General features: G+C 65.4%; 14 protein-coding genes and 1 pseudogene. 11 read left to right on the top strand and 4 right to left on the bottom strand.

The genetic code is table 11. The features are described from left to right. The first annotated feature begins 221 nt into the window (after nucleotides 1-221). Nucleotides 222-1,190, top strand: a complete 969-nt coding sequence (locus CO669_RS15880) for a hypothetical protein (RefSeq protein WP_097660749.1) — start codon at nucleotides 222-224, stop codon at nucleotides 1,188-1,190. Between the two features lie 18 nt (nucleotides 1,191-1,208). On the opposite strand, the gene CO669_RS15875 is transcribed toward CO669_RS15880, so the two are convergent. The 3 genes from CO669_RS15875 to CO669_RS15865 form a co-directional block, all read right to left on the bottom strand. Beyond that, nucleotides 1,209-1,691 (bottom strand): hypothetical protein, encoded by a 483-nt coding sequence (locus CO669_RS15875; protein ID WP_198964048.1) that lies wholly within the window; start codon nucleotides 1,689-1,691, stop codon nucleotides 1,209-1,211. Nucleotides 1,692-1,869: 178 nt separating this feature from the next. After that, nucleotides 1,870-2,322, bottom strand: coding sequence for a DNA polymerase III subunit chi (locus CO669_RS15870; RefSeq protein ID WP_097660747.1), 453 nt, complete (start codon nucleotides 2,320-2,322; stop codon nucleotides 1,870-1,872). A gap of 7 nt (nucleotides 2,323-2,329) precedes the next feature. Further along, nucleotides 2,330-3,829: a leucyl aminopeptidase gene (locus CO669_RS15865; protein ID WP_097660746.1), complete on the bottom strand. Its 1,500-nt coding sequence runs from the start codon at nucleotides 3,827-3,829 to the stop codon at nucleotides 2,330-2,332. A gap of 340 nt (nucleotides 3,830-4,169) precedes the next feature. Between CO669_RS15865 and lptF the strand changes: the two genes are divergently transcribed. The 9 genes and pseudogenes from lptF (at nucleotide 4,170) to CO669_RS15820 (ending at nucleotide 14,248) form a co-directional block, all read left to right on the top strand. After that, entirely contained in the window at nucleotides 4,170-5,339 is a 1,170-nt protein-coding gene (lptF, locus tag CO669_RS15860) for an LPS export ABC transporter permease LptF (RefSeq protein WP_097660745.1), read from the top strand. After that, a complete protein-coding gene (lptG, locus tag CO669_RS15855) occupies nucleotides 5,336-6,433 on the top strand; it encodes an LPS export ABC transporter permease LptG (RefSeq protein ID WP_097660744.1) in 1,098 nt (365 codons plus the stop codon). The genes lptF and lptG overlap by 4 nt, the downstream gene beginning before the upstream one ends. After that, nucleotides 6,433-8,922, top strand: coding sequence for an LPS-assembly protein LptD (locus CO669_RS15850; RefSeq protein WP_198964047.1), 2,490 nt, complete (start codon nucleotides 6,433-6,435; stop codon nucleotides 8,920-8,922). The genes lptG and CO669_RS15850 overlap by 1 nt, the downstream gene beginning before the upstream one ends. A gap of 69 nt (nucleotides 8,923-8,991) precedes the next feature. Beyond that, the gene (locus tag CO669_RS15845) at nucleotides 8,992-9,930 is read left to right on the top strand and encodes a SurA N-terminal domain-containing protein (RefSeq protein ID WP_198964046.1); all 939 of its coding nucleotides are present in this window, start codon (nucleotides 8,992-8,994) and stop codon (nucleotides 9,928-9,930) included. Next, nucleotides 9,930-10,946, top strand: a complete 1,017-nt coding sequence (gene pdxA / locus CO669_RS15840; RefSeq protein WP_097660741.1) for a 4-hydroxythreonine-4-phosphate dehydrogenase PdxA — start codon at nucleotides 9,930-9,932, stop codon at nucleotides 10,944-10,946. The genes CO669_RS15845 and pdxA overlap by 1 nt, the downstream gene beginning before the upstream one ends. After that, entirely contained in the window at nucleotides 10,943-11,797 is an 855-nt protein-coding gene (rsmA, locus tag CO669_RS15835) for a 16S rRNA (adenine(1518)-N(6)/adenine(1519)-N(6))-dimethyltransferase RsmA (protein ID WP_097660740.1), read from the top strand. Before pdxA ends, rsmA begins: the two co-directional genes overlap by 4 nt. Before the next feature lie 26 nt (nucleotides 11,798-11,823). Then, on the top strand, nucleotides 11,824-12,882 hold the full coding sequence (locus CO669_RS15830; RefSeq protein WP_097660739.1) for an alcohol dehydrogenase: 1,059 nt from the start codon (nucleotides 11,824-11,826) through the stop codon (nucleotides 12,880-12,882). Between the two features lie 77 nt (nucleotides 12,883-12,959). After that, complete coding sequence (locus tag CO669_RS15825) at nucleotides 12,960-13,196, top strand: hypothetical protein (protein ID WP_097660738.1); 237 nt, start codon at nucleotides 12,960-12,962, stop codon at nucleotides 13,194-13,196. Between the two features lie 335 nt (nucleotides 13,197-13,531). Then, nucleotides 13,532-14,248, top strand: a pseudogene (locus CO669_RS15820) (Crp/Fnr family transcriptional regulator). A gap of 8 nt (nucleotides 14,249-14,256) precedes the next feature. On the opposite strand, the gene CO669_RS15815 reads toward CO669_RS15820, so the two are convergent. Continuing rightward, on the bottom strand, nucleotides 14,257-14,994 hold the full coding sequence (locus tag CO669_RS15815) for a Crp/Fnr family transcriptional regulator (RefSeq protein WP_097660737.1): 738 nt from the start codon (nucleotides 14,992-14,994) through the stop codon (nucleotides 14,257-14,259). A gap of 307 nt (nucleotides 14,995-15,301) precedes the next feature. On the opposite strand from CO669_RS15815, the gene CO669_RS15810 reads away from it, so the two are divergent. Further along, on the top strand, nucleotides 15,302-16,183 hold the full coding sequence (locus CO669_RS15810; protein WP_097660736.1) for an AraC family transcriptional regulator: 882 nt from the start codon (nucleotides 15,302-15,304) through the stop codon (nucleotides 16,181-16,183). Nucleotides 16,184-16,791: the final 608 nt, after the last annotated feature.

The following is a 16,791-nucleotide window of genomic DNA, read 5'->3' as shown; positions in this document are numbered from 1 at the left end:
CAGATTTCTTCTTACGCAATATGAGCGCATTCCCGGCCGCGCCGCCATCAGGAAAGTGACTTCAGCAAAAGTGTCGCAATCACGGTCATGATCGCGCCGCCGATGCGATATCGTTTGCGCATAATCTCTCCAGAAAGCCGCTTCGCGCTCTTCCGCATCGTGCCTTAAGTTGGCCAGTTGTGGGATCGACCACACGACAACCCAAGGGGCAACGGCCGGACATGCGACTTCAGCAGTATTTGCGCCTGTTGGGAGCAACCCTGCTTGCAGCGTTTGGCGCCACCATGGCGTTGGTCATCCCGCTTTGCGTGCAGATCGAAGAGCCGATCAACATCATCGTCGTCAAGCAGGTCCTGACCTTGACGATGACGACGTTCATGGTCGCAACGACCCATGCCATGTTGTTCGGTGTTCCACTCTATCTTTTCGTCCGCCGTAGGCGACCGCGCGTCGGGATTGCGGCCTGCGCTCTAACAGGCTTCCTCATCGCTGCAGCGCCATTCAGCGTCCTCGCATTGATCGGTGGCGGCGCGCCAGCAATGGTCAATCGGTTCAATGGCGCGCCACCCTCGTTTAGTTGGATCGAGTACGTTAGTGCCGTAGCACTGCTGGGCTCGTCGGGCCTTGTTGGCGGCCTCACTTTTTGGGCTGCCATGAGATCGTCTTTGTCTGGCTGGCGATCGTGGAGTGTCGTTTCTGCGGCCGCCCTTCTGACGGGCGGCGTATTCGTCCTGCCGATCGTCGTAAGGGACACAAGCTGCCACAATGTCTTCAGAGACGGCCGCACGTCCGTCAGACCGCAAGTCTACGCAAATTTGAAGGTGCCAGCCGAAGACTGGAAGAGACTCGAGCAAACATTCGCTGCCTTCGGTCAAGCGCAAGCGCTGTCGATTCGACGCGACGTACACACCCGGGATGGACGCATCATGTGGCGCAGCATGGACCTGTGCAACGATGCCGGAGTGAGTATCAGCGTAGGCGACGAGCCATGGCTCGCTGGCGTGCATTCGCCTCGCGCGGATGAAGGCATGACCTTCAGCATCTATTCGCTCAAGCCGGACTCGGGCTGGAGACTGCTCGCCCGCCATCTGCTCGATGAGATCGAGAAGATGTGGCCCGAGAAAACCACGTTCCGGGGACCTAGCGGCCAGATCCTGTCGTTCGAAGATGCGATGAAAGGACGGCCATAGCCGTCCTGCGGGCTCGCCTTACGCGTGCTTCTTCTTCGGCTTCACCGCCCTCGGCACCGGCTGCGGCTCGGGATTGCCTTCGATCGATGACAGGCGGCCGGCCGTGAAGGTGTAGATGCCGGCGCGCGGCCCCGTGGCCCAGGTGACGACGGCAACGCGGCGGCCGGCGGCGTCGTTGGAGAGATTGACATTCGAGGGCGCGCCGATGCCGCGCACCACGTCGCATTCGGTATGGCCGAGCGCGACCGTGCCGCCTATCGGGGCCGGCGACGTCGATGCATTGGCATCAGACGGACCGGGAGGCGGCGCCATGCCGGGACAGGCGCCGTCGGCGCTGACGAGATCCTCAGCGCCGACCGGCTTGTCCGGGGTCAGCGGTGGCGACTCGATCGAGATGTTCTTGATGAAGAGACGGCCGGGCTTCTGGAACCATTCGGCGTCCTTCGACAACAGATCGGAGCCGCCCGAACAGCCCGCGACCAGCGGTGCTACGGTAATCAACGCAACTATGAGCGAGCCGGGAAGCTTTTGATGTCGCACGATAAACCAAATTCCCTGCGTGAAGGACCAGCCCTAAGCGATTGTCCCAACATCACTTTGCGGCACGAAGGTGACAAAAGCCAGCATCGCTCGAAAAGTGCAAATTATCATTAATTGCCTGGGATGATAGCCAAGGACGCTAATTCCGACGTTGCCACCGGCCCCGCTCGTCGGCCTGCCAATAGGTGACATCAAATCCCCGCGCCTTGCAATCCGTCCAGGCGCTGCGGGCGAGCGCGAGCGCATCCGGATCGTCGCCGTTGAACAGCAGCACCATGCGCGCATAGTCCTGGGCGTCCTGCGGGAGGGCGGCGCTGTCCACCAGAAAGCGGACATGCGCACCGTTGGGATTGCCCTCCTCGATCGCCAGCACGATCGGCTGATCGGCGACATCGTTCACGCGCCACGTCGCGTGCGGCAGGAAGGAATCGTCGCGATAGGTCCACAAATGCGCGTCGAGCGCGTCGGCCCTCTCCTCCGAGGTCGACTGCACCACGACGCGCCAGCCGCGCTCGAGCGATTTCTCGAGAAGCGGCGGCAACACGTTCTCCACCGTCATGTTTTGCAGATGGTAGAACAGCACTTCCGTCATCGTGAGGTCACTTGCGCTCGTAGTGGTCGGCAACCAGCCGGTCGAGGAGACGGACGCCGTAGCCCGCGCCCCAGCTGTGGTTGATGTCGGTCTTGGGCGCGCCCATGGCGGTGCCGGCGATGTCCAGATGCGCCCACGGCGTGCCGTCGACGAAGCGCTGGAGGAACTGCGCCGCGGTGATCGAGCCGCCGTGACGGCCGCCGGTGTTCTTCATGTCGGCGAACTGGGAATCGATCAGCTTGTCGTATTCGGGGCCGAGCGGCATGCGCCAGACCTTCTCCCCGCTCTCCGCGCCGGCCGCGAGCAGCCGGGCGGCAAGCTCGTCATTGTTGGAGAACATGCCGGCATGCTCGGTGCCGAGCGCGACCACGATGGCGCCCGTGAGCGTTGCCAGGTCCACCATGAATTTCGGCTTCACCTTCTTGGCGACGTACCAGAGCACGTCGGCCAGCACGAGCCGGCCTTCGGCATCGGTGTTGATGATCTCGATGGTCTGGCCCGACATCGAGGTGACGATGTCGCCCGGCCGCTGCGCGTTGCCGTCGGGCATGTTCTCGACGAGACCGATGGCGCCGACCACGTTGGCCTTGGCTTTGCGCGCCGCCAGGGCGTGCATCAGGCCGACGACGCAGGCCGCGCCGCCCATGTCGCCCTTCATGTCCTCCATGCTGCCGGCCGGCTTGATCGAGATGCCGCCGGTGTCGAAGCAGACGCCCTTGCCGATGAAGCTGACCGGCGCCTCGCCCTTCTTGCCGCCGTCCCAGCGCATGATCACGGTGCGGCTCGGCCGCGCCGAGCCCTGGCCGACGCCGAGCAGCGCGCCCATGCCGAGCTTCTGCATCGCCTTGACGTCGAGCACCTCGACCTTGACGCCGAGCTTTCGCAGCTGACTGGCGCGGCGCGCGAACTCCTCGGGGAAGAGCACGTTCGGCGGCTCGTTGACGAGGTCGCGCGCGATGACCACGCCGTCGACGACGTGGCCGGCGGCGACAAACGCCTTCTTCGCAGCCGCGACGTCGCCGACCGCAAGCGAGATGTCGGCGCGCGAGCCGCCCTCCTCGCCGTCCTTCTTCTTGGTCTTGTAACGGTCAAACTTGTAGGCGCGCAGGCGCAGGCCCGAGGCGATCGTGGCCGCCTGCTCGCCGGTCATGGCTCCAGTGGGCAGCTCCGCCATCAGGGTCATGGCGGCGGTCCCGGCGGGAAGCTTGCCCGCCGCCACGCCGCCGAATTTGAGGAAATCGTTCGCCTTCAGGCCGGTTGCCTTGCCGGCGCCGATCACGAGCAGACGGGTGGCTTTCACCCCCTCCGGCGCCAGGATGTCCAGCACGGCCCCACTTTTACCTTTGAAGGCGGCGGCTGCCGCCGCGCGCTTCACGACTTCGATACCCCCGCCGAGGGCCTTGGCGGATGCCGGACCGACCATCAGGCTGTCGTCACAGAACACGACCATGATGCCACGGGCGGCTGATGACAGCGGGACGAAGCCGACCTTGATGGCATTGGACATGGGTAACTCCTTCAAAAATCTTGATCTTTTGATCATTCCCGGTCGCGGCCGAGGCCGCATCTGAATGACGATTCACTGAGCCGAGCGCACTATGGGCCAGCGGCCCGGCAGATGCCAAGCACCCCCCGTGGCCTCAAGGCCACAACGAGGGAAATATTAACCATATATTGAGGGTGCCACGGGGCAGCCATTTTGTTGACGGATCAAAGGGATGGTAGTGAGAGAGTGAACCGTCGGAAGAGCCTTGCCGGTCGACCTTGGGGATCCCCTTTCGGGGATTGGTCGGACAGCCGGATTTCCGGCCGACATTGGGGACGTGGTGGGGTTCGTGCGGTAGCGCATGGGGTCGATCGATAGGTATATCTTCCGCACGACGCTGGCGTCGTTTGCGCTGGTCCTGGTCAGCCTCACCGGCGTGATCTGGATTACGCAAGCGTTGCGCGGCATCGACCTGATGACGAGCCAGGGTCAGACCATCCTCACCTTCCTCGGCATCACCAGCCTCGTCGTGCCGGCCCTGGTCCTGATCATCTCGCCGATCGCGCTGATGATCGCGATCTCGCACACGCTGAACAAGCTCGCGACCGATTCCGAGATCATCGTGATGAACGCCGCCGGCTTCTCGCCATTCCGGCTGTTCTATCCGTTCTTCTACGCCACCTGCGTGGTGGCGCTGCTGGTCGCCTTCATCGCGGCCTATCTCGCCCCCGACGGCATGCGGCGGATCAAGCAGTGGGATGCCGAGATCACCGCGGACGTGCTGACCAACATCCTGCAGCCCGGCCGCTTCGCCCAGCTCGACAAGAATCTCACGATCCGGATTCGCGAACGCCAGCCCGGCGGCATCCTTGCCGGCATCTTCATCGACGACCGCCGCGATCCCAACGAGCGCGTCTCGATCGTCGCCGAACGCGGCGAGGTCGTGAAGAACGCCACCGGCTCGTTCCTGGTGCTGGAGACAGGCAATCTGCAGCGCTTCGAGGCAGGCAAGCGCGATCCGGCGCTGGTGGCTTTCGGCCGCTACGGCTTCGACATGTCGAAATTCTCCAACCAGGGCCGCGACGTCACTCTGGGCATCCGCGAGCGCTATCTCTGGGAGCTGTTCTCGCCGTCCGAGAACGATCCCGTCTACAAGCAGATTCCCGGCCAGTTCCGCTCGGCCCTGCATGACAGCCTGCTCGCGCCGATCTATCCCTTCGCCTTCGCCGTGCTGACCTTCGCCTTCCTCGGGGCGCCGCGCACCACCCGCCAGAGCCGCAACTTCTCGATCGGCGGCTCGGTGCTCGCCGTGTTCGGCCTGCGCATGGCGGGATTTGCCTGTTCGGTGATGGCCGTGAAGTCGTCTGCCCCGGTGCTTGTGCAATACGCGATGGTCTTTGGCGGCATCGGCGTCGGGCTGTGGATGATCATCGGCGGCATCGTGGTCGAGCCGCCGCCCGGCCTGATGGAGGCCATCAACAGGTCGAATGCGCGCATCGCGCGGCTGTTCGGACGTCCGGCCGCCGCATGAGCATGCTCACCAATACACTCGGGCGCTATTTCGCCGGCCGCTTCGTGGTCGCGGCGCTCGGCGTGTTCGCCGGCATTTTCCTGCTGCTGGTGCTGGTCGACTACATCGAGATGGTGCGCAAGACCTCGGGGCTGGCCTCGGCCTCGGCGCTCATGGTGGCCGAGACCTCGCTGTTCCGGGTGCCGCAGCTTCTGGAGAAGCTGACGCCCTTCTGCATGCTGATCGGCGCCATGACATGCTATCTCGCCCTCTCCCGCCGGCTCGAGCTCGTGGTCGCGCGCGCCGCCGGCATCTCCGCCTGGCAGTTCATCTCGCCGGCGCTCGGCAGCGCGCTGCTGATCGGGGTGATCGCCACCGTCGCCTACAATCCAATGTCGGCGAACTTGCGCGAGCTCTCCAAGCGCATGGAGGCCGAGCTGTTCGGCTCGGCGCCCGGCGGCGGCATCCAGGACGCCTCCGGCTTCTGGCTCAATCAGGTGACCAACGACGGCCAGACCATCATCAATGCGGCGCGCAGCGAGCAGCAGGGCGTCCGGCTGACGGGACTGACGCTGTTCCGGTTCGACCCGGAGCAGCACTTCAAGGAACGGGTCGAGGCGCGCGAGGCGACGCTCGAGACCGGCCGCTGGCTGTTCAAGGGGGTCCGCCGCTTCTCGCTGGACGCGCCGCCGGTCGACCAGGCCATCCTGGAGATTCCGACGACCCTGACCGAAGCGCAGGTCCGCAACAGCTTTTCCACCCCAGAGACTGTGTCCTTTTGGCAACTACCGAGCTACATCCGCTCGTCCGAGAGCTCGGGCTTCGCGACAGCGGGATACCGACTCCAGTATCAAAAGCTTCTGGCGCAGCCGTTTTTGCTGGCGGCCATGGTGATGCTCGCGGCCTCCGTGTCGTTGCGCTTCTTCCGGATGGGCGGCGTGCAAAAGATGGTTTTGAGTGGCGTGGGCGCAGGCTTTCTGCTCTACGTTTTGTCGAAAGTGACTGAAGACTTGAGCAAGGCTGAGTTGATGCATCCGATCGCTGCGGCGTGGTTGCCCGTGGTGGTGGGCGGCCTCACCGGCTTTTTGGCCTTGTTGTACCAGGAGGACGGTTAGTGACTGCCGTCCATCGAGGACCCGTGTCTCGTTTGACGCGCCGCATCGTGATGGGCGCGAACGGGCGCGGCTTGTCCCTGCGCAGGCTCATGATGGCTGTCGCTGCCGTGGCATCGCTCGGCGCGCTGATCGATGTCGCCACTGTCGCCCCCGCCTCGGCCCAGAGCTTCACCTACAATCCGCTGCCGCAGCGCCCCAAGCCGCCGAAGGCCCCCAACGACAACCAGATGCTGGTTCAGGCGACCGAGGTCGACTACGACTACAACAATTCGCGCGTGTCCGCGGTCGGTAACGTCCAGCTGTTCTACAACGGCACCAGCGTCGAGGCCGACAAGGTCATCTACGACCAGAAGACCAAGCGGCTGCATGCCGAAGGCAACATCCGCATGACGGATGCCGACGGCAAGATCACCTATGCCGAGATCATGGATCTCTCCGACGATTACCGCGACGGGTTCGTCGATTCGCTGCGCGTGGACACTGCCGACCAGACCCGCATGGCCGCGAGCCGCGCCGACCGCTCCAGCGGCAACTACACGGTGTTCGAGAACGGCGTCTACACGGCCTGCGCGCCGTGTAAGGACGATCCGAAGAAGCCGCCGCTGTGGCAGGTCAAGGGTGCGCGCATCATCCACGACCAGCAGGAGAAGATGCTGTATTTCGAGACGGCCCAGCTCGAGTTCTTCGGCGTGCCGCTCGCCTACATGCCCTATTTCTCGACGCCCGACCCGACCGTGAAGCGCAAGAGCGGCTTCCTGATGCCGGGTTACATTTCCGGCACGTCGAACACGGGCTATGGCGTCGAGGTTCCCTACTATTGGGCGATCGCGCCCGACATGGACGCCACCATCACGCCCCGCATCTTGTCGCGGCAGGGCGTGCTGCTGCAGGGCGAGTTCCGGCAGCGCCTGATCGACGGCGCCTACCAGATCCGCGCCTATGGCATCGACCAGCTCGATCCCGGCGCGTTTTCCGGGCAGCCCGGCGACAAGCAGTTCCGCGGCGCCGTCGACACCAAGGGTCAGTTCGCGCTGAACGACAAATGGGTCTGGGGTTGGGACGGCGTCCTGATGTCCGACTACTATTTCTTCTCGGACTACCGCCTCTATCAGTACCGCGATCCGCTCGGCTCGTTCCTGCTGCTGCCGACGGAAGCGCTGTCGCAGCTCTACCTGACCGGCGTCGGCAACCGCAGCTTCTTCGACGCGCGGACGATGTACTGGCTGAGCTATTCGGGCAACCAGAGCCAGGTGCCGATCGTCTACCCGGTGATCGACTATTCCAACGTGCTCAACTATCCGGTCTTCGGCGGCGAGTTCAGCTACAAGACCAATTTCGTGAACCTGTCGCGTGACCAGGCGGTGTTCGACCCGATCACGACGATCGCCAACACCAACAGCCTGTGCACGACGGCATCGGCCGATCCGCTCGCCCGCACGCCGTCGCAGTGCCTGCTGCGCGGCTTCCCCGGCACCTATACCCGCCTCACGGCCGAAGCGCAGTGGCGCAAGTCGTTCACCGATCCGTTCGGCCAGATCTGGACGCCGTTCGCCAGCCTGCGCGCCGACGCGATCAACTCCTCGGTCTCCAACCAGCCGGGCGTGTCGAACTATCTTCCCGTCGGCGACACCCAGGCGTTCCGCCTGATGCCGACGGTGGGCCTGGAATACCGCTATCCCTTCATCAACGTTCAGCCCTGGGGTTCGACCACCGTCGAGCCGATCGCGCAGATCATCATCCGGCCGAACGAGACCTATGCCGGCAAGCTCCCGAACGAGGACGCCCAGAGCATGGTGTTCGACGCCTCGAACCTGTTCAGCGTCGACAAGTTCTCCGGCTACGACCGCGTCGAGGGCGGCGGCCGCGCCAATGTCGGCGTGCAGTCCACCACGCAGTTCGACAAGGGCGGCGCGGTCAAGGTGCTGTTCGGCCAGTCCTACCAGCTGTTCGGCATGAACTCCTTCGCGGTCCAGGACTCCATCAACACCGGCCTCGATTCCGGCCTGGACAAGCCGCGCTCCGATTACGTCGCGGGCGCCAGCTATTCGCCCAACAGCACCTACACGTTCAGCGTCCGCTCCCGCATGGACGAGCAGACCTGGAACGTGCAGCGCTTCGAGGCGGAAGGCCGTGCCAACTTCAACCGCTGGGCGGTCAGCGTGATGTACGGCAATTACGCGCCGCAGCCGGAGCTCGGCTATCTGACCCGCCGCGAGGGCATCCTGACCTCGGGCTCCATAAAGCTTGCGACCAATTGGGTGGTGTCGGGCTCGGCGCGGTGGGACCTCGAGGCCAACAAGATCAACCAGTATGTGCTCGGTGCCGGCTATGTCGACGATTGCTTCGTGCTGGCGGCGAACTACGTAACTTCGTATAGCTATTCTGCGGGCACCGCGCCGCCCGTACTGAGCCACGCGTTCATGTTCCAGATCGGCCTGCGCACGCTGGCGAACTCATCGACGACCAGCAGTTCCGCCGGCCTCCAGTGAACGGTTTGAAGTGCCGGCCGCGCTTGCCCCCAACACAGGCTCGACGCGGCTGACATGCGAGCGACAATCATGACGATCCAATTGCCCGCCTTCCGCCTCCTGCTCGCCATCAGTGCCGGCTTGATCCTGACCGGACTGCCCTCGCCCTCGCGCGCGCAGAACATCGTGGTGATGGTCAACGGCGACCCGATCACCGATTTCGACATCGAGCAGCGCTCCAAGCTCGACCAGCTGACGACGCAGAAGACCCCGAGCCGGCAGGAGGTCATCAACGAGCTGATCGACGACAAGGTGAAGACGAAGGAGGGCAAGAAGTACGGGGTCGATCCCGGCGTCTCCGACATCAACCAGTCCTATGAGGGCATGGCGCAGCGCATGCGCATCACGCCGGAGCAGCTCACCAAGTCGCTCGAATCCAAGGGCGTCCGCCCCGAGACGCTGAAGGGCCGCATGAAAGCCGAGATGGTCTGGACCAGTCTCGTGCGCGGCCGCTACAAGGAGCGCCTCCAGGTCGGCGAGCGCGACGTCGCGCAGGCCGTGCAGGCCCAGACCGGCGACAAGCTCCAGATCGAGGGCACCGAATACAAGATGCAGCCGATCGTGCTGATCGTGCCGCGCGGCTCGTCGGCGGCGTTCCTGGAGACGCGGAAGAAGGAAGCCGAAACCTATCGCGCCCGCGTCGGCAGCTGCGAGGAAGCCAACTCGCTGTTCCGCTCGACGCCGAACGCGACCATCCGCGACACCGTCACCAAGACCACCGCTGAGCTGCCCGAGGCGCTGCGCAAGGTGCTGGACGACACCCCGATCGGCCACCTGACCGCGCCCGAGATGACCAAGAACGGCATCGAGATGGTGGTGCTGTGCTCGCGCAAGCCGACCATGATCGACACGCCCAAGAAGCGTGAGGTCCGCGAGAAGATGTATCAGGAGAAGTACGAGAAGACCCAGAAGGCCTATCTCGACGAGCTCCGCAAGGCGGCGATGATCGAATATCGCAACCACCGCTGATGGTCGCTTCCGCAGCAAAGCCCCTCGCGCTGACCCTCGGAGAGCCCGCCGGCATCGGGCCCGACATCACGATCGCAGCCTGGCTGAGGCGCCGTGAGCTGAACCTGCCCGCCTTCTATCTGCGCGGCGACGAGGCGCTGATCGCCCGCCGCGCCCGATCCATCGGTGTCGACGTCAGGACCGCCGCGGTGAGCCCCGGCGAGGCCGCTTCCGCCTTCACCGAGGCTCTCCCCATCGTTGAAACCAGCGAGCGCGCGACCGCCGAGCCGGGCAAGCCCGACGCGTCAAGCGCGCCCGCCGCGCTCGCCTCGATCCGGCAGGCCGTCGGCGATGTCCGCGAGGGCCGTGCCGGCGCAATCGTCACCAATCCGATCGCCAAGAGCGTGCTCTACCGCGCCGGCTTCCGTCATCCCGGCCACACCGAATTCCTCGCCGAGCTCGCCGCGGCGAACGGCCGCGTGCCGCAGCCGGTGATGATGCTGTGGTCGCCGCGGCTCGCCGTCGTGCCCGTGACCATCCACGTCTCGATGCGCGATGCGCTGGGCGAGCTCAGCCGCGAGCTGATCGTCTCGACCGTGCGCATCGTCGCAAGCGAGCTGAAATCCCGCTTCGGAATCGCGCAGCCGCGCATCGCGATTTCCGGCCTCAATCCGCATGCCGGCGAGGACGGCTCGCTCGGTCACGAGGAGCAGACGGTCATCGCTCCCGCGCTCAAGACCTTGCGCGGCGAGGGCATCGAGGCCAGGGGCCCGCTGCCGGCCGACACCATGTTCCACGAGGCCGCGCGCCGCAGCTATGACTGCGCCGTCTGCATGTATCACGACCAGGCGCTGATCCCGATCAAGACCATCGCCTTCGACGATGCGGTCAACGTCACGCTCGGCCTGCCCTTCATCCGCACCTCGCCCGATCACGGCACCGCCTTCGACATCGCCGGCACCGGCAAGGCCAATCCGGCGAGCCTGATCGCGGCGCTCCAGCTTGCCAGCCGCATGGCGGCTGCCAACGGCGAATGAGCGCGATCGACGACCTCCCGCCGCTGCGCGAGGTCATTCGCCAGCACGCGCTGTCGGCGCGCAAATCGCTCGGCCAGAATTTCCTGCTCGACCTCAACCTCACCGCCCGGATCGCGCGCGCGGCAGCGCCGCTCGAGGATTCCACTATTCTCGAGATCGGCCCGGGTCCCGGCGGCCTGACGCGCGCGCTGCTCGCGCTCGGCGCGCGGCGCGTCATCGCCGTCGAGCATGACGAGCGCGCGATCCCGGCCTTGCAGGATATTTCCGCGCGCTATCCCGGCAGGCTCGAGATCGTGCATGGCGATGCCATGACCTTCGATCCGCGCCCGCTTCTCGCCGGCGAGCGCGCGAAGATCGTCGCCAACCTGCCCTACAACATCGCAACCCAGCTCCTGATCAACTGGCTCACCACCGAGCCCTGGCCGCCGTGGTTCGACCTGATGGTGCTGATGTTCCAGCGCGAGGTCGGCGAGCGCATCGTGGCGCACGCGGACGAGGAGGCCTATGGCCGGCTCGGCGTGCTCGCCAATTGGCGCTGCGAGACCAAGATCCTGTTCGACATCTCGCCGTCCGCCTTCGTGCCGCCGCCGAAGGTCACCTCCTCCGTCGTGCGCCTCACGCCGCGCGCAGAACCGCTGGCCTGCGATCGCAAGATGCTCGAGCAGGTCGCAGCGAGCGCCTTCGGCCAGCGCCGCAAGATGCTGCGGCAGAGCCTGAAATCGCTGGGCGTCGATCCGGCGCGACTTGCGGCCGCCGCAGGCGTCGATGCGACGCGTCGCGCCGAGACGATTCCGATCGCCGGCTTTGTTGCCATGGCGCGTGAATTGGCGGATATACGCAGCGAAAGCTGAGAAATTCATATTCCGGAGGAAAGAAAATGGCGTTGATGCGTCGGCAGTCCCTGGTCAAGTTCGATGCGCCGCTGTGCGAGACCATCGTCGACACGCCCAAGCCGCAGGGACGCGAAGTGCTGGTGCGCATCGAGCGCTGCGGCCTCTGCCATTCCGACCTGCACATTCAGGACGGCTACGCGGATCTCGGCGGCGGCAAGAAGCTCGACACCACACGCGGCATGACGCTGCCCTTCACGCTCGGCCACGAGATCGCCGGCGTGGTCGACGAGGTCGGCCCGGACGTCGCCGCGGGTCTCGTCGGCACGAAGAAGGCCGTCTTCCCGTGGATCGGCTGCGGTCAGTGCCGCGACTGCGCCAATGGCGACGAGAATCTCTGTGTGAAGCAGCGCTTCCTCGGCGTCTCCATCGACGGCGGTTTCGCCACCCACGTGCTGGTGCCCGACGCGAAATATCTGCTCGACTACGATCCGCTGCCCGTCAACCAGGCCGCGACCCTGATGTGCTCCGGCGTCACCGCCTATGGCGCGCTCAAGCGCCTGGTCGACCGTCCGCGTCAGCGCAACCTGCTGCTGATCGGTCTCGGCGGCGTCGGCATGATGGGCCTGTCGTTCGCGCAAGCCATGTTCAAGCAGCCGATCACGGTTGCCGACCTCTCGCCGGCCGCGCGCGACACCGCGCTGAAGAACGGCGCCGCCAATGCCTACGATCCGTCCGAGCCCGACGTGATCAAGCGTATCCTGAAAGAGACCGAAGGCGGTTTTGACGAGATCGTCGATTTCGCCGGCAACGAGAAGTCGATGGCCTTCGCGGTCGCGGTCGCCGCGCGCGGCGGCAAGATCGTGGTCTCCGGCCTGATGGGCGGCCAGTTCACGCTGCCGATGGTGCAGTGGGTCTACAAGCGCATGACCATCGAAGGCTTCATGGTCGGCACGCTCGCCGAGGCCCACGAGCTGATGGCGCTGGCGCGCGCCGGCAAGATGAAGCCGACGCCGATGCGCGAGGAGCCGATGGGCGACGTCCAGAAATGGATCGACGAGCTTCGCGCCGGCAAGGTCGTCGGCCGCATCGTGCTGAAGAACTGACCGCATCGCTGCGGCGGGCCCGGCGCAGGTCGCTCCCGCCGCACGGAACGCCTGCGGTCCCGCCGCGTTGGCAGCGCATGTCCATCCGCTGCACCGTCGAAAGCGCATTCTTCATCGCCTGGAGCTGCCTCGAGCAGAGCGGCGAGCTCGGCTCGCCGGACGAGAGCGCCAACGTCATCCTCGACGCCATCGAAGCCCAGCTCAGGACCGGCGAACGCCGGCAGCTGATGCTCGCCAACAAGGCGATCGATGCCTACCGCGCGCAGGCGGCCCAACATCGCCTGTCGCAGATTCGCGAAACGCGCTTGTGCTGAACATCCTGCCGCCCCTCGGGGCCGCCGGCCCGGCGGCATTCGGGCAGATTGAGGCCGGCGGTCCGTTGGGCAGAGCGCACGGGGTACGGCGCCCGGCACCGGGACGGTACGCCAATCCGCAAGCCCGCTATGTTCACTCCTGAACAGACCTCAGGCGATCACCGCGGCCTGGTCGGGTACAACCTCTCCTTCCAATTTCCGGATTTGCGAAATTCCGCCGCGCCAACTTCCGGGGCATCGAGGCGCCGTTGTGTGCACTTTGGAACCGTCGGTTCCGCCGCAGAAACGTAGGGTTCTGGCTGGCGCCGATTCCCGGCCAGCCCAGAGAAGAAACTGTGACCGGTCGGCCCCACAACGATCTGCTCCGGCTGCTCCCCCGCCAGGATTTCGAGCTGCTCGCACCTTACCTCCAGCCGGTCGAAGTCTAGGCGAGCCACATCCTGCATCACGCCGGCGACGCCGTCGCGGCGATTCACTTCCCTTGCGGTCCAACGCTGGTCTCGTTCGCCGTGCCGGTCGAGGATGATCGCGAGGTCGAAAGCCTGCTGGTGGGGCATGAGGGTGCGGTGGGCGTTGCTGCGGGACCCCATCCTTCGCTCGCCTATTCCCGCATCGTCGTGAAGCTGGGCGGCACCCTCATCCGGCTGCCCCGGCGCGCGCTCGAGCAGGCACAGCCGAGGTCGGCCGTGCTGCAGGAGGTGTTCTCGCGCTATGCCGACTGCCAGTTCGCGCAATTGCTGCAAACCGCGGCCTGCAACGCCGCGCATTCGATCGAGCAGCGCGCCGCCAAGTGGATCATCTCCACGCAGGAACGCATCGGCCGGGCCGAGATTCCCCTCACCCACGAGCAGCTCGCCGGCATGCTGGGCGTCTCCCGCAGCTATGCCAGCCGCGTCATCCAGATGTTCAAGGCGAGGCGCATCCTCGCCACCCGCCGCGGCGCCATCCTGATCCTCGACAAGCCGGCGCTCGAAGCCAGGGCCTGCTGCTGCAACGATTGGGTGAGGAAGCATTTTGACGAAGTGCTGGGCGCTGCGGCTGCCCGCGGCTAACGCCGCCCTCATGCCTGAGGCGACGACTGCCGCTTCAGATGCAGATAGATCGGGCTGAAATCCCCGAGCCGCTGCAATTCCCGCCACTTCATCACGATCAGCTCGCCGTCGCGCAGATCCATGACTTCGCTGCGCCGGAGCGCGGCGAGCGTCCGGTTCACCGTCGCGATCGCCATGCCCAGCGTCTCTCCAAGCTGCGCCAGGCTGATCGGAACGCGGCAGCGATTGCCGCGAACGAGCTGCGCGACGCGGGCGCGGTAGAACAGCTCGCAGAACAAATGCGCCATGCGCGCCTGCATCGGCCGAGCGCTGTTGTTGGTGATGGCTTCGCGAAAGATCGCCGCATCGCGCAGCGTCTCGCGCCAGACGGCGAGCCCGAAGCTCGGCCTTTGGCGGAAGGCCCTGAACAATTCGCGATGCGGGATGAAGGCGACCGTGGCCGGCCCCAGCGCGCTCAACCCGTGATCCATCTGGTCGATGAACAGTCCCTGGGAGTCCGGCAGGTCGCCGGACAGATGGAAGGCGAGATATTGCCGCCGCCCGCTGCCGAGCAGGTGGTAGCGCGCGACCATGCCGGAGACGACCAGCGCCGAGTGTTCGGGCTTGTCGCCCTGACGGATGAAATCCTCGTTCGGCGCGAAATCCCGCTGTGTGAAGGTGAGCGCGCGGATCTCGGCAAGATCCTCCTCGGCGAGCACCGTGTGCGCGCACAGGTTCCGGATCAGCACGTCGTGGGCTTTGTCCATGGGGCCGCCAAAAACACGCCGGCTCCATCAGATGATGCGCCCGGCCTTGGTTCAGCGGACTAGAACGCGAGACGGACGCACGGGTTTCCAATCGCGAACGCACAGAGTTGCATTCACCCCGTCACTGCAGGCCGAGCCACCCTTCATGAGCCCTGCGACGCCCCTGGAGCACATCCGCGGCCACGAGTTCCGCGCCGTGCCGGTCGCCGACTGGCGACGTTCTGTCGCCCGTGGCAAAACCGCAAGATCGGTCGAGCGTGCGACGCCGGCCTGCGCTTTAGCTGGTGCCGCCACGGAGAACGGAACGATGACGGCGGCGCTTCAAAACTACCATGCCCGGATGCTGCGGGTGCTGGATCACATCGACCGGCACCTGGACGACGATCTGGACCTGGACACGCTGAGCAGCGTCGCGGCCTATTCGAAATTTCATTTCCACCGGCAGTTCACGGCGACCTTCGGACTGTCGGTGCATCGCTATATCCAGCTCGCCCGCATGAAGCGTGCTTCATACCAGCTGGCCTACAGCGACGCCGAAAGCGTCACTGACATCGCCATGGATGCCGGCTACGACGCACCCGACGCCTTCGCCCGCGCCTTTCGGCAACGGTTCGGGCAATCGCCGTCGTCGTTCCGGAAGTCTCCCGACTGGGAGCCGTGGCTTGCGGCCTTCGGGCCTCTCGACATCGCGAGGAGCAAGTTCATGCAGAAGACCTTTACCACCGACGACGTGACGATCCGGAACGTGCCGACGACGGCCGTGGCGATCATGGAGCATCGGGGCGACCCGGCAACCCTTCCCGCCACCATCCAGCGCTTCATCGCCTGGCGCAAAGCCACCGGCCTGCATCCGAGGACCAATCCGACCTTCAATGTCTGGCGGTCCGAGCGGCGGCCGGCCTCGCCGGCCGACTACAGCGTGGATCTCTGCGTCGGAACCGACCAGCCGATCGAGGCAAACGGCGAAGCGATCAGGTGCGGCGAGATTCCCGGCGGGCGCTGCGCCGTGCTGCGCGTTGTCGGCAATACCGACAATCTCGAGCCCGCCGCGCTCTACCTCTATCGCGACTGGCTTCCGGCCAGCGGCGAGGAAGCCCGCGACTTCCCGATCTACTGCCAGCGGCTGAGCTTCGTCCCCGAGGTCGGTGAGCACGAGGCGACCGCGGATCTGTTTCTGCCGCTGAAATGAACCGTCACCGCAACCACCGTCATTCCGGGATGCGTGCGCGAGCACGCAGGCCCGGAATTTATCGGGCCGCGTGCTCCGCCGCACCATGGATTCCGGGTTCGCCCTTTCGGGGCGCCCCGGAATGACCAGCATCTGCCCGGGCAGGCGCTTCGCGAGGCGTCGGGCAAAACACTTGGTCAAGCCCTCGCTCCAAAAATATTCCACTTTCCCGAATTTCGGATTTGTGGCATACACCGTCATCCCGGCCCTTTCCAAAGGGGCGCTTCGCGATCGTCACGAGATGCGGGCCGGGGTGCGGTGGACGCGGCAGCGCCGGCGCGATCAGCTCATGACAGGGCGGGCAACCGTGAGCCATCGGGCGACGCGATACGACCCGGCGCGGTCACAGCGGTCTCGTTGAGACCTGAGGGCGAGCACACGCAAGCCTTCGGGGATTTCGGCGGGGCCGTCCGCGGACGGAGAAGTCGTGTGGTCCTGACGCCCGGGGTCTGGCGTCAAGGCTTGCGGTGATGCAGCGGCCAACCGGTCACGCGCATCGGTCACCCGCAAGACGACGGGGGCAATAGTGCATCGCTCCCCGAGGAGAGCACGAAGGACACCGTTAAAAC

It is taken from the genome of Bradyrhizobium sp. Y36, from assembly GCF_002531575.1.
Classification (GTDB): domain Bacteria; phylum Pseudomonadota; class Alphaproteobacteria; order Rhizobiales; family Xanthobacteraceae; genus Bradyrhizobium.
The sequence above is the reverse complement of the archived record's forward strand: the minus strand, read 5'-3'. Positions and strand labels throughout refer to the sequence as shown.